General features: G+C 42.5%; 8 protein-coding genes, 17 tRNA genes and 2 rRNA genes. All 27 read left to right on the plus strand.

Annotated elements, in window-relative coordinates; all coding sequences use genetic code 11:
* Nucleotides 1-14 precede the first annotated feature (14 nt).
* The 27 genes from BSR19_RS00080 to BSR19_RS00210 all read left to right on the plus strand — a co-directional run bounded on the left by BSR19_RS00080 (nt 15) and on the right by BSR19_RS00210 (nt 12,262).
* Nucleotides 15-2,914 (plus strand): 23S ribosomal RNA (locus tag BSR19_RS00080).
* Nucleotides 2,915-2,997: 83 nt separating this feature from the next.
* Nucleotides 2,998-3,113, plus strand: a 5S ribosomal RNA gene (gene rrf, locus BSR19_RS00085).
* A gap of 5 nt (nt 3,114-3,118) precedes the next feature.
* Nucleotides 3,119-3,191, plus strand: a tRNA-Val gene (locus BSR19_RS00090).
* A gap of 2 nt (nt 3,192-3,193) precedes the next feature.
* A tRNA-Asp gene (locus tag BSR19_RS00095) sits at nt 3,194-3,266 on the plus strand.
* A gap of 19 nt (nt 3,267-3,285) precedes the next feature.
* Nucleotides 3,286-3,358 (plus strand) — tRNA-Lys (locus tag BSR19_RS00100).
* Nucleotides 3,359-3,363: 5 nt separating this feature from the next.
* Nucleotides 3,364-3,445 (plus strand) — tRNA-Leu (locus BSR19_RS00105).
* A gap of 12 nt (nt 3,446-3,457) precedes the next feature.
* Nucleotides 3,458-3,530: transfer RNA gene (locus BSR19_RS00110), tRNA-Thr, on the plus strand.
* 6 nt (nt 3,531-3,536) lie between these two features.
* Nucleotides 3,537-3,608, plus strand: a tRNA-Gly gene (locus tag BSR19_RS00115).
* Nucleotides 3,609-3,614: 6 nt separating this feature from the next.
* Nucleotides 3,615-3,700: transfer RNA gene (locus BSR19_RS00120), tRNA-Leu, on the plus strand.
* A gap of 14 nt (nt 3,701-3,714) precedes the next feature.
* A tRNA-Arg gene (locus BSR19_RS00125) sits at nt 3,715-3,788 on the plus strand.
* 6 nt (nt 3,789-3,794) lie between these two features.
* Nucleotides 3,795-3,868, plus strand: a tRNA-Pro gene (locus BSR19_RS00130).
* Between the two features lie 5 nt (nt 3,869-3,873).
* Nucleotides 3,874-3,947 (plus strand) — tRNA-Met (locus tag BSR19_RS00135).
* A 16-nt stretch (nt 3,948-3,963) separates the two neighbouring features.
* Nucleotides 3,964-4,037 (plus strand) — tRNA-Ile (locus BSR19_RS00140).
* A gap of 18 nt (nt 4,038-4,055) precedes the next feature.
* Nucleotides 4,056-4,145, plus strand: a tRNA-Ser gene (locus BSR19_RS00145).
* Between the two features lie 9 nt (nt 4,146-4,154).
* Nucleotides 4,155-4,228, plus strand: a tRNA-Met gene (locus BSR19_RS00150).
* 3 nt (nt 4,229-4,231) lie between these two features.
* Nucleotides 4,232-4,304 (plus strand) — tRNA-Phe (locus BSR19_RS00155).
* Between the two features lie 9 nt (nt 4,305-4,313).
* Nucleotides 4,314-4,384: transfer RNA gene (locus BSR19_RS00160), tRNA-Gly, on the plus strand.
* Nucleotides 4,385-4,415: 31 nt separating this feature from the next.
* Nucleotides 4,416-4,489: transfer RNA gene (locus BSR19_RS00165), tRNA-Ile, on the plus strand.
* Nucleotides 4,490-4,493: 4 nt separating this feature from the next.
* Nucleotides 4,494-4,581 (plus strand) — tRNA-Ser (locus BSR19_RS00170).
* A 57-nt stretch (nt 4,582-4,638) separates the two neighbouring features.
* The gene (gene mreC / locus BSR19_RS00175) at nt 4,639-5,469 is read left to right on the plus strand and encodes a rod shape-determining protein MreC (RefSeq protein ID WP_060972872.1); all 831 of its coding nucleotides are present in this window, start codon (nt 4,639-4,641) and stop codon (nt 5,467-5,469) included.
* 1 nt (nt 5,470) lies between these two features.
* A complete protein-coding gene (mreD, locus tag BSR19_RS00180) occupies nt 5,471-5,995 on the plus strand; it encodes a rod shape-determining protein MreD (protein ID WP_156246282.1) in 525 nt (174 codons plus the stop codon).
* A gap of 84 nt (nt 5,996-6,079) precedes the next feature.
* Nucleotides 6,080-7,597 (plus strand): PcsB-like coiled-coil domain-containing protein, encoded by a 1,518-nt coding sequence (locus BSR19_RS00185; protein ID WP_156246283.1) that lies wholly within the window; start codon nt 6,080-6,082, stop codon nt 7,595-7,597.
* Between the two features lie 211 nt (nt 7,598-7,808).
* Nucleotides 7,809-8,774, plus strand: a complete 966-nt coding sequence (locus tag BSR19_RS00190; RefSeq protein WP_002886286.1) for a ribose-phosphate diphosphokinase — start codon at nt 7,809-7,811, stop codon at nt 8,772-8,774.
* Nucleotides 8,775-8,865: 91 nt separating this feature from the next.
* Complete coding sequence (locus tag BSR19_RS00195; protein ID WP_049545078.1) at nt 8,866-10,041, plus strand: pyridoxal phosphate-dependent aminotransferase; 1,176 nt, start codon at nt 8,866-8,868, stop codon at nt 10,039-10,041.
* Complete coding sequence (gene recO, locus BSR19_RS00200; protein WP_060972875.1) at nt 10,028-10,801, plus strand: DNA repair protein RecO; 774 nt, start codon at nt 10,028-10,030, stop codon at nt 10,799-10,801. Before BSR19_RS00195 ends, recO begins: the two co-directional genes overlap by 14 nt.
* 211 nt (nt 10,802-11,012) lie before the next feature.
* Nucleotides 11,013-12,017 carry a phosphate acyltransferase PlsX gene (gene plsX, locus BSR19_RS00205; protein WP_013989885.1) on the plus strand — a complete coding sequence of 335 codons (1,005 nt, stop codon included), beginning with the start codon at nt 11,013-11,015 and terminating at the stop codon, nt 12,015-12,017.
* On the plus strand, nt 12,017-12,262 hold the full coding sequence (locus BSR19_RS00210) for a phosphopantetheine-binding protein (protein ID WP_002889565.1): 246 nt from the start codon (nt 12,017-12,019) through the stop codon (nt 12,260-12,262). The genes plsX and BSR19_RS00210 overlap by 1 nt, the downstream gene beginning before the upstream one ends.
* Nucleotides 12,263-12,343: the final 81 nt, after the last annotated feature.

Consider the following 12,343-nt stretch of genomic DNA (forward strand, 5'->3'; position numbering starts at 1 on the left):
CAAGACCAAAATAAGGTTAAGTTAATAAGGGCGCACGGTGGATGCCTTGGCACTAGAAGCCGATGAAGGACGTGACTAACGACGAAATGCTTTGGGGAGCTGTAAGTGAGCAATGATCCAGAGATGTCCGAATGGGGGAACCCGGCAGGTAATGCCTGTCACTCATTACTGTTAAGGTAATGTAGAGGAAGACGCAGTGAACTGAAACATCTAAGTAGCTGCAGGAAGAGAAAGCAAAAGCGATTGCCTTAGTAGCGGCGAGCGAAACGGCAAGAGGGCAAACCGAAGAGTTTACTCTTCGGGGTTGTAGGACTGCAACGTGGACTTAAAGATTATAGAAGAACTACCTGGGAAGGTAGGCCAAAGAGAGTAATAGCCTCGTATTCGAAATAGTCTTTATACCTAGCAGTATCCTGAGTACGGCGAGACACGAGAAATCTCGTCGGAATCTGGGAGGACCATCTCCCAACCCTAAATACTCTCTAGTGACCGATAGTGAACCAGTACCGTGAGGGAAAGGTGAAAAGCACCCCGGGAGGGGAGTGAAATAGAACCTGAAACCGTGTGCCTACAACAAGTTCGAGCCCGTTAATGGGTGAGAGCGTGCCTTTTGTAGAATGAACCGGCGAGTTACGATATGATGCGAGGTTAAGTTGAAGAGACGGAGCCGTAGGGAAACCGAGTCTTAATAGGGCGCATTAGTATCATGTCGTAGACCCGAAACCATGTGACCTACCCATGAGCAGGTTGAAGGTGAGGTAAAACTCACTGGAGGACCGAACCAGGGCACGTTGAAAAGTGCTTGGATGACTTGTGGGTAGCGGAGAAATTCCAAACGAACTTGGAGATAGCTGGTTCTCTCCGAAATAGCTTTAGGGCTAGCGTCGATGTTAAGTCTCTTGGAGGTAGAGCACTGTTTGGGTGAGGGGTCCATCCCGGATTACCAATCTCAGATAAACTCCGAATGCCAACGAGATATAATCGGCAGTCAGACTGCGAGTGCTAAGATCCGTAGTCGAAAGGGAAACAGCCCAGACCACCAGCTAAGGTCCCAAAATATATGTTAAGTGGAAAAGGATGTGGGGTTGCACAGACAACTAGGATGTTAGCTTAGAAGCAGCTATTCATTCAAAGAGTGCGTAATAGCTCACTAGTCGAGTGACCCTGCGCCGAAAATGTACCGGGGCTAAAACATATTACCGAAGCTGTGGATACCTTTATAGGTATGGTAGGAGAGCGTTCTATGTGCGAAGAAGGTGTACCGTGAGGAGTGCTGGAGCGCATAGAAGTGAGAATGCCGGTATGAGTAGCGAAAGACAGGTGAGAATCCTGTCCACCGTAAGACTAAGGTTTCCAGGGGAAGGCTCGTCCGCCCTGGGTTAGTCGGGACCTAAGGAGAGACCGAAAGGTGTATCCGATGGACAACAGGTTGATATTCCTGTACTAGAGTATATAGTGATGGAGGGACGCAGTAGGCTAACTAAACCAGACGATTGGAAGTGTCTGGCCAAGCAGTGAGGTGTGATATGAGTCAAATGCTTATATTTATAACATTGAGCTGTGATGGGGAGCGAAGTTTAGTAGCGAAGTTAGTGATGTCACACTGCCAAGAAAAGCTTCTAGCGTTAATTATACTCTACCCGTACCGCAAACCGACACAGGTAGTCGAGGCGAGTAGCCTCAGGTGAGCGAGAGAACTCTCGTTAAGGAACTCGGCAAAATGGCCCCGTAACTTCGGGAGAAGGGGCGCTGACTTATGGTCAGCCGCAGTGAATAGGCCCAAGCAACTGTTTATCAAAAACACAGCTCTCTGCTAAATCGTAAGATGATGTATAGGGGGTGACGCCTGCCCGGTGCTGGAAGGTTAAGAGGAGTGCTTAGCGTAAGCGAAGGTATGAATTGAAGCCCCAGTAAACGGCGGCCGTAACTATAACGGTCCTAAGGTAGCGAAATTCCTTGTCGGGTAAGTTCCGACCCGCACGAAAGGCGTAATGATTTGGGCACTGTCTCAACGAGAGACTCGGTGAAATTTTAGTACCTGTGAAGATGCAGGTTACCCGCGACAGGACGGAAAGACCCCATGGAGCTTTACTGCAGTTTGATATTGAGTATCTGTACCACATGTACAGGATAGGTAGGAGCCTATGACCTCGGGACGCCAGTTTCGAGTGAGGCGTTGTTGGGATACTACCCTTGTGTTATGGCTACTCTAACCCAGATAGGTTATCCCTATCGGAGACAGTGTCTGACGGGCAGTTTGACTGGGGCGGTCGCCTCCTAAAAGGTAACGGAGGCGCCCAAAGGTTCCCTCAGAATGGTTGGAAATCATTCGCAGAGTGTAAAGGTATAAGGGAGCTTGACTGCGAGAGCTACAACTCGAGCAGGGACGAAAGTCGGGCTTAGTGATCCGGTGGTTCCGCATGGAAGGGCCATCGCTCAACGGATAAAAGCTACCCTGGGGATAACAGGCTTATCTCCCCCAAGAGTTCACATCGACGGGGAGGTTTGGCACCTCGATGTCGGCTCGTCGCATCCTGGGGCTGTAGTCGGTCCCAAGGGTTGGGCTGTTCGCCCATTAAAGCGGCACGCGAGCTGGGTTCAGAACGTCGTGAGACAGTTCGGTCCCTATCCGTCGCGGGCGTAGGAAATTTGAGAGGATCTGCTCCTAGTACGAGAGGACCAGAGTGGACTTACCGCTGGTGTACCAGTTGTTCTGCCAAGAGCATCGCTGGGTAGCTATGTAGGGAAGGGATAAACGCTGAAAGCATCTAAGTGTGAAGCCCACCTCAAGATGAGATTTCCCATGATTTTATATCAGTAAGAGCCCTGAGAGATGATCAGGTTGATAGGTTAGAAGTGGAAGTGTGGTGACACATGTAGCGGACTAATACTAATAGCTCGAGGACTTATCCAAAGAAAGTAACTGAGACATATTGACAACGATTTGGTTTCTTGATACAGTATAGATATTCAATTTTGAGTTGAGAATACTCAGAGTTAAGTGACGATAGCCTAGGAGATACACCTGTTCCCATGCCGAACACAGAAGTTAAGCCCTAGTACGCCTGATGTAGTTGGGGGTTGCCCCCTGTTAGATACGGTAGTCGCTTAGCGCAAAGGGAGTTTAGCTCAGCTGGGAGAGCATCTGCCTTACAAGCAGAGGGTCAGCGGTTCGATCCCGTTAACTCCCATAGGTCCCGTGGTGTAGCGGTTATCACGTCGCCCTGTCACGGCGAAGATCGCGGGTTCGATTCCCGTCGGGACCGTTCAAGTAGAAATATTTGAGACTCGTTAGCTCAGTTGGTAGAGCAATTGACTTTTAATCAATGGGTCACTGGTTCGAGCCCAGTACGGGTCATATATGCGGGTGTGGCGGAATTGGCAGACGCACCAGATTTAGGATCTGGCGCTTAACGGCGTGGGGGTTCAAGTCCCTTCACCCGCATTAGAAAAGTTAGCCGGCTTAGCTCAGTTGGTAGAGCATCTGATTTGTAATCAGAGGGTCGCGTGTTCAAGTCATGTAGCCGGCATAAAATGCGAACGTAGTTCAGTGGTAGAACACCACCTTGCCAAGGTGGGGGTCGCGGGTTCGAATCCCGTCGTTCGCTTGAGGAGCCGGGGTGGCGGAACTGGCAGACGCACAGGACTTAAAATCCTGCGAAAGGAAACTTTCGTACCGGTTCGATCCCGGTCCTCGGCATAATATAATAATGAGCACCCTTAGCTCAACTGGATAGAGTACCTGACTACGAATCAGGCGGTTAGAGGTTCGACTCCTCTAGGGTGCATTTTATCGGGAAGTAGCTCAGCTTGGTAGAGCACTTGGTTTGGGACCAAGGGGTCGCAGGTTCGAATCCTGTCTTCCCGATTTATGGCGGTGTAGCTCAGCTGGCTAGAGCGTCCGGTTCATACCCGGGAGGTCGGGGGTTCGATCCCCTTCGCCGCTATATATATGGATTTCTTGGACCTTTAGCTCAACTGGTTAGAGCACTCGGCTCATAACCGAGCGGTCGTAGGTTCGAGTCCTACAAGGTCCATATATTAATTATATATTTGGAGGATTACCCAAGTCCGGCTGAAGGGAACGGTCTTGAAAACCGTCAGGCGTGTAAAAGCGTGCGTGGGTTCGAATCCCACATCCTCCTTATAATTAACGCGGGATGGAGCAGCTAGGTAGCTCGTCGGGCTCATAACCCGAAGGTCGTAGGTTCAAATCCTGCTCCCGCAATATGGCTCGGTAGCTCAGTTGGTAGAGCAATGGATTGAAGCTCCATGTGTCGGCGGTTCGATTCCGTCTCGCGCCATTTTGTTAAGCGGGTGTAGTTTAGTGGTAAAACTACAGCCTTCCAAGCTGTTGTCGCGAGTTCGATTCTCGTCACCCGCTTTATTTGGATATTATAGCCAAGCATTTGCTTGGGCGCGTAGCTCAGATGGTTAGAGCGCACGCCTGATAAGCGTGAGGTCGGTGGTTCGATTCCACTCGTGCCCATATTGGAGAATTACTCAAGAGGCTGAAGAGGACGGTTTGCTAAATCGTTAGGTCGGGTAACTGGCGCGGGGGTTCGAATCCCCCATTCTCCGTAGTATTATGACGAATTATCTTTTAGATAATTCGTTTTCTTTTTTTTGAGGTGACAAATGAAAAATAGTTTTTATCGATTTCTTCTTTATGGGTTTATTATTATTCTATTTTTTGTAATGCTTTTTTCTTTTGTCTTTACTAATAAAAAATTAACGAAGGATATCTCTTTTAATGTATCCGGTTTAGTTACAAAAGTAGACTCTGTGGTTTCAGTTCCATTTACTGCACTATCAAAATCTCACAATGTTCTTTCTGATCTTTTATCAACTTATTCTGAGAATCGTGATTTAAAAAAATCTTTATCAAATTTAGAAAATCAATCGGCTATTATTTCTAACTTGCAAGAAGAGAATGATTCTTTAAGAGCATCGCTTAATCTTTCGGACAAGCTAAGTCGTGATAATGTTCTCACTGCTGAAGTTTCTATGAGGCCTTCTGTGACTTGGTTAAAAGAGTTAACTATTAATGTGGGTAAGTCTAAGAATGTTAGTAAATCTATGCTAGCAACTTCTAATGGTGGAGTTATTGGCTTTGTAACTAAAGTTTATGATGATACAACAACTATTTCTTTACTTTCTAGTAATTCTAGTGATAGCTACCTTGCATCTAGTGTTAAATCAGAGGATGATAATCAGATTTTCGGGATTATATCACGTTATGATAATAAAAAGAAGCTATTAGAGATGACACAACTCAATTCATCTTCTAACGTTAAGGTCGGCACTGTAGTAGTCACAAGTGGTCTTGATGATGTATCAGTAAAGGATGTTCCAATTGGTACTGTAGACTCTGTTATTGATTATGAAGGAAATCGTACGATTTTGGTAAAACCTTATGCTGATTTTGATAAAATTTCTTATGTTACTTTAGTTGGAGATGGTAAATAATATGAAATTATCCAAGTATTCTATTATTCCTTTCTTACTGAGTATTGTCCCTTTTCTATGGGATGGTCATATTTCTATGATACTTAATCATTATTTATCCCCTGACTTTTTTCTATCATCTCATCTTTTTATTATTTATATTTTCATCTTAACTCTTGATTTTCCAAATAAGTATGCATTTCTTTACCTTATTTGTTTTGGATTTCTTTATGATACCTATTATTTCAAAACAGTTGGTATAGTGATTCTAACTCTGCCACTGTTATGCTATCTGTTAACTCAGCTAGGACGAATTGTTAAGAGAAATACCTATGTTGATTTTTTGTTAATGTTTTTATTCTTATTTCTCTTTGATACCATAAATTTTGGCTTTGCCTTATTCTATGGTTTCTCCAATGAGTCTGTGACTGATTTTATTATTTATCAACTAAGTCCTAGTATAGTGTTTAATATTTTGATCTTTATCTTTATTAAATCTATTCTTGAAAAATTATTTTTGTATCTGTCAGTTGATAGATTTAAATAGAACTGTAATATTGGCGTAACAAAGTTTGCGCCATTTTTTGATACAATAAGAAGGTCTTATCGAAAAGGAGTAGTATTTTATATTATGAAAAAACGTATTCTTTCAGCAGTGTTGGTAAGTGGTGTAACCTTATCAGCAGCTGCATCAGTACATGCAGAGGATTATGATTCGCAAATCGCTGCTGCAGATAACGCAATTAGTAACCTTGCTTCTCAACAAGAGACTGCACAAGCGCAAGTTGCTACAATCCAATCTCAAGTATCTACACTTAGAACACAAAAATCAGATTTGGAAACTAAAAATGCTGAACTTGAAAAAGTATCAGCAGATTTGGAATCTGAAATTCAAGAATTATCAAGTAAAATTGTAGCTCGTCAAGATTCTTTGGCGAAACAAGCTCGTAGTGCTCAACAAAATAACACTGCGACTAGCTACATCAACTCTATCTTGAACTCTAAGTCAATCTCTGAAGCTATTACTCGTATCACAGCTATTTCAAAAGTTGTTACGGCTAATAATGACATGTTGACAAAACAAGAGTCTGATCAAAAAGAGCTTGCTGCTAAGCAAGAACAAAACCAAGCTGCTATTAATGAAATTGCAACTAATAAAGCTGAGCTTGAAACAACAGAAGCTGGTTTGACAACTCAACAAGCTGAACTAGAAGCAGCACAAGTTACTTTGGCTGCAGAATTGGCTACAGCACAAGATGAAAAAACTTCACTTGTTTCTGCTAAATCAACTGCAGAAGCTGTGGCAGCTTCAACTGCAGCATCAGTTGCTCAGTCTCAAGCAATTGCAGAATCAGAGGCAGCAGCACAAGCAGTAGCATCTTCAGAAGCGGCAGCATTTGTAGCTCAATCAGAGGCGGCAGCAACTTCAGAAGCTGTAGCTCAACCTTCTGAAGCTACTGTTTCAGAAACAGCGACAGCCTCAGAAGTAGCACAAGAACCGGTTTCATCAGAAACTTCAGAAACTACTCAAGAGCCAACTGTTGCAACTTCAGAAGCAACACAAGAGCCTGCTGCTCCAGCAACATCTGAAGCACAACCAGAATCAGCTACGTCAGAGGCACAACAAGAGCCTGCTGCTCCAGTAACATCTGAAGCACAACCAGAATCAGCTGCTCCAGCAGCTTCAGAAGCTCCTGCTCCTGCTAGCGAAGCACCTGCGGCAACTTCAGAAGCTCCTGCAAGTCAAGCGCCAGCAGCTTCAGAAGCTCCAGCCCCTGCAGCTGAAACTCCTAAAGTATCAGCTGCATCAACTCCTAATACATATCCTGTTGGTCAATGTACTTGGGGTGCTAAATCATTAGCTTCATGGGTTGGTAATTACTGGGGTAATGCTAAAAACTGGATTGCTAGCGCACAAGCAGCTGGTCACTCAGTTGGTACAACTCCTGTAGCCGGTGCAATTGCGGTTTGGCCAAATGATGGTGGTGGTTATGGTCACGTAGCTTACGTCACATCAGCATCAGGTGCAAATTCAATTCAAGTTATGGAATCAAACTATGCTGGTAACATGTCAATCGGTAACTACCGTGGTACATTTGATCCAACATCATCAGCTCATGGTGGTTCTGTATACTATATTTACCCATAATGAATACAAAAAGGCGATTCGAATTTTCTCGAATCGTTTTTATTTTATGGCAAAATGTCTTTACTTTCTGGAACTGCTTTTAGACGGGAAAATGTCGAGGTTAAGGTTAAATCTTTTTAGTCTTGTTAAGTTACTGTGACACCATTTATTTTGCATTGAAAATCAATCTAAAAAAAGGTAGAATGGTTTAGTAGATATTTTGGAGGAAATCATGTCTTATACGAATTTGAAGTTGTTTGCTTTATCGTCTAACCAGGAATTAGCAGCAAAAGTTGCTGATAAAATGGGTATTGAACTCGGAAAATCAAGTGTTCGTGAATTTTCAGATGGTGAGATTCAAGTTAATATTGAAGAATCTATCCGTGGTCATCACGTTTTTATTCTTCAATCTACAAGCTCCCCTGTAAATGATAACTTGATGGAAATCTTGATTATGGTTGATGCGCTAAAACGTGCAAGTGCAGAAACGATCAGTGTTGTTATGCCTTATTATGGTTATGCACGTCAAGACCGTAAGGCACGTTCACGTGAACCAATCACATCTAAGTTGGTTGCTAATATGCTTGAGGTTGCAGGTGTTGATCGACTTTTGACAGTTGACCTCCATGCTTCTCAAATTCAAGGATTCTTTGATATTCCTGTAGACCATTTGATGGGGGCGCCACTTATCGCAGATTACTTTGATCGTGCTGGTCTTACTGGAGATGATGTTGTTGTTGTTTCTCCAGACCATGGTGGTGTGACTCGTGCACGAAAACTTGCTCAATGTTTGAAAACACCAATTGCAATCATTGATAAGCGTCGTAGTGTTGATAAAATGAACACTTCTGAGGTTATGAATATTATTGGTAACGTTGAAGGTAAAACATGTATCTTGATTGATGATATGATTGATACTGCGGGTACAATCTGTCATGCGGCGGATGCGCTTGCTGAAGCTGGTGCAACTCATGTTTATGCTTCATGTACTCACCCTGTATTGTCAGGTCCAGCACTTGATAATATTCAAAAATCTGCTATTGAGAAGCTTGTCGTATTGGACACGATTTATCTTCCAGAAGAACGTTTGATCGATAAAATTGAACAAATTTCAATTGCTGATTTGATTTCAGAGGCAATTATTCGGATTCATGAAAAACGTCCATTGTCACCTTTGTTTGAAATGGGCCATAAATAGACTAAAGCTAGCCTAGGCTAGCTTTTTTGGTGTTTAAATGCGTTTGAGTTTTTGATATAATGTAAGGCATAATTGCAAAGAGGTGACCGTGATGGATTTAACGCAACGTTTTAATAAAAATTTAGATAAGATTGAAGTTTCAATGATTCGTCAGTTTGACCAATCAATTTCAGATGTACCAGGGATCAAAAAGTTGACACTTGGTGAACCTGATTTTACAACTCCAGATCATGTAAAAGAGGCTGCTAAAGCTGCTATTGATGCTAACCAGTCGCACTATACAGGTATGGCAGGGCTTCCTGCCTTACGTCAGGCAGCTGCGGAGTTTGTTAAGGAAAAATACAATCTTACTTATAACCCAGATAATGAAATTTTGGTGACTATTGGAGCTACAGAAGCCCTTTCTGCAACTTTGACAGCGATTTTGGAGCCAGGTGATACGATTCTTTTACCTGCACCAGCCTATCCAGGATATGAGCCGATTGCAAATCTAGTTGGTGCTGAAATTGTCGAAATTGACACAACAGCTAATGATTTTGTTTTGACTCCGGAGATGTTAGAAAAGGCAATTTTGGAGCAGGGAGATAAGCTTAAAGCCGTTTTGCTTAACTACCCAACCAACCCAACAGGTGTGACCTACTCACGTCAACAGATTAAGGATCTGGCTGAAGTTCTGAAAAAATACGATATTTTTGTTGTTAGTGATGAAGTTTACTCTGAACTAACTTATGTGGATCACCATGTATCTATTGCTGAGTATTTGCCGGAACAAACGATTTTGATTAATGGTTTGTCTAAATCTCATGCGATGACAGGGTGGCGTATTGGTTTGATTTTTGCACCTGCAGTTTTAACGGCTCAGTTGATTAAGAGTCACCAGTATTTGGTAACAGCTGCAGCTACTATGGCACAATTTGCAGCTATTGAAGCCTTATCTGCTGGTAAGGATGATGCCCAACCAATGAAAGTTGAGTACTTGAAGCGTCGTGATTATATTCTTGAAAAAATGACTGAACTTGGTTTCAGAATTATTAAACCTGATGGTGCTTTCTACATCTTTGCTAAGATTCCAGAAGGGTATACTCAAGACTCCTTTAAGTTCTGCCAAGACTTTGCTCGTGAAAAAGCTATTGCGATTATCCCAGGGGTCGCTTTCGGGAAGTATGGCGAAGGCTTTGTTCGCTTGTCGTATGCGGCTAGCATGGATACTATTGAAACAGCTATGACTCGTTTGAAAGAGTTTATGGAAGAACATGCAGAAGCTTGAGAGTAGAGGGCTTGTCCTCTTCAATCGTAATTATCGTGAGAATGATAAACTAGTTAAAATTTTTACCGAGCAAGCTGGTAAACGGATGTTTTTTGTTAGAGGTGGTGGGGCAGGTAAATTAAGTGCTGTCATTCAACCTTTGACCATCGCTAAATTCATGATAACTGTAAATGATGAAGGTCTATCTTTCATAGAAGATTATAGCCAGGCAGAGTCCTTCAAGGAAATTACAGGCGATATTTTCAAGCTGTCTTATGCGACTTATTTGGCTGCATTGACAGATGCTACTATTGCTGATGGTGTGACAGATGCGCAATTATTTGTATTCTTGGAGAAGACGCTTGAATTAATGGAAGAAGGCTTGGATCATGAAATATTGACTAATATCTTTGAGATTCAGGTTTTAGACCGTTTCGGCGTACGCTTGAATTTTCACGAGTGTGTCTTTTGTCATCGTGTAGGCCTTCCTTTTGATTTCTCGTTTAAGTTCTCGGGGCTACTTTGTCCAAATCACTTTGCAGAGGATGAAAGGCGTAGTCACTTGGACCCTAATGTGCCTTATCTTTTAGATCGTTTTCAGGGGCTTTCCTTTGAAGAATTGAGAAGCATATCTGTTAAGGATGACATGAAACGAAAGCTACGATATTTTATCGATGACCTCTATGATAATTATGTTGGAATACATCTTAAAAGTAAGAAATTTATTGATAATCTAAATTCTTGGGGCCATATTATGAATAAAGAAGATAGTGCTGACTAGACATTATCTTCTTTTTGTTTCACGTGAAACAGGAAAGTAATGGTTTTCAGTCTCAGGGGTTAAAATGCAGGTCAGTTCGTGCTATAATAATAAGATAATAAGCTGAAAGACTCTGCTAGAAACAGTGAACTAGTCTATTTTAGTTACCTAATATTTTATTGAAAGAAATCTGAGTTTGTTTTTTATGGCAGAGGACGAGAGGGAGAATGCTATGCATGTAATTGCAGTAGATGCTATGGGTGGCGATAATGCGCCACAAGCAATTGTAGAGGGAGTCAACCAAGCTATAGCAGATTTCAAAGATATTGAAATCCAGCTTTATGGTGATGAAGCTAAAATCAAGACTTATTTGACAGCGAATGAACGTGTGAGCATTGTGCATACTGATGAAAAGATAAATTCGGATGATGAGCCAGCTAAAGCTATTCGCAAGAAGAAAAAAGCTTCAATGGTCTTAGGTGCACAAGCTGTTAAGGAGAAAAAAGCAGGTGCCGTGATTTCTGCGGGAAATACAGGTGCCCTTCTTGCCGCAGGTCTCTTCGTGGTCGGACGTATTAAGGGAGTTGAGCGTCCAGGTCTTATGTCAACAATGCCAAGTTTTACTGGTCAACCCTTTGATATGCTTGATTTAGGTGCAAATGCGGAAAATACAGCTAGTCATTTGCATCAATATGCTATTTTAGGCTCTTTCTATGCTAAAAATGTGCGTGGTATTGCCAACCCTCGTGTAGGTCTCCTTAATAATGGGACTGAGGAAACAAAGGGGGATAGTCTTCGTAAGGAGGCTTTTGAACTCCTATCTAAGGAGCCAAGTATTAACTTTGTTGGTAATGTTGAGGCGCGTGAAATTATGTCAGGAGCTGCTGATGTAGTAGTCGCTGATGGTTTCACAGGAAATGCAGTTCTTAAGGCAATTGAAGGAACGGGACTTGGTGCCATGAAGACTCTTAAGTCAGCTATCATGAATGGTGGTCTTAAAGCTAAGTTAGGTGCCTTCCTATTGAAGGATAGTCTAAAAGGTATGAAAGAGACTATGGATTACTCTAGCGCCGGAGGTGCGGTTCTCTTTGGTCTTAAAGCTCCCGTAGTAAAATGTCATGGATCTAGTGATGCTAAGGCAGTTTACTACACCATTAAGCAGGTTCGTACGATGCTTGATACTAAGGTTGTTGAGCAGCTAGTTGAAGCCTTTAGTCCGAAAGAGGAGGCTAACTGATGAGTAGAGTAGAAATTCTTCAGAAAATGCAGCTCGTGATTCAAGAGCAGATGGGTAAAGAGGACATTGTTTTAACTGAAGACACCAAATTAGATGACTTGGGTGTAGATTCAATAGAGCTTATGGAATTCATTATTAATTTGGAGGATGAGTTTGCTCTTGAGATTTCCGATGACACTATTGACCATATGGTTAAGGTAGCTGATTTGTTGGACTATTTGTCTGAGGAATTGAATAAAGAATAAGAAAGCTAGAGATAGATAATAGTTGTGTACTATACGATTGTTATTTTGTGGGAGTGAGGCAAGAAACTAAATGTTATATGG

The sequence above is a fragment of the Streptococcus salivarius genome (assembly GCF_009738225.1).
Lineage (GTDB): Bacteria > Bacillota > Bacilli > Lactobacillales > Streptococcaceae > Streptococcus.

What these genes read in the sequence shown, in the direction of transcription:
- mreC (WP_060972872.1), top strand. Translation starts at nt 4,639, where the DNA reads ATGAAAAATAGTTTTTATCGATTTCTTCTTTATGGGTTTATTATTATT.
- mreD (WP_156246282.1), top strand. Translation starts at nt 5,471, where the DNA reads ATGAAATTATCCAAGTATTCTATTATTCCTTTCTTACTGAGTATTGTC.
- BSR19_RS00185 (WP_156246283.1), top strand. Translation starts at nt 6,080, where the DNA reads ATGAAAAAACGTATTCTTTCAGCAGTGTTGGTAAGTGGTGTAACCTTA.
- BSR19_RS00190 (WP_002886286.1), top strand. Translation starts at nt 7,809, where the DNA reads ATGTCTTATACGAATTTGAAGTTGTTTGCTTTATCGTCTAACCAGGAA.
- BSR19_RS00195 (WP_049545078.1), top strand. Translation starts at nt 8,866, where the DNA reads ATGGATTTAACGCAACGTTTTAATAAAAATTTAGATAAGATTGAAGTT.
- recO (WP_060972875.1), top strand. Translation starts at nt 10,028, where the DNA reads ATGCAGAAGCTTGAGAGTAGAGGGCTTGTCCTCTTCAATCGTAATTAT.
- plsX (WP_013989885.1), top strand. Translation starts at nt 11,013, where the DNA reads ATGCATGTAATTGCAGTAGATGCTATGGGTGGCGATAATGCGCCACAA.
- BSR19_RS00210 (WP_002889565.1), top strand. Translation starts at nt 12,017, where the DNA reads ATGAGTAGAGTAGAAATTCTTCAGAAAATGCAGCTCGTGATTCAAGAG.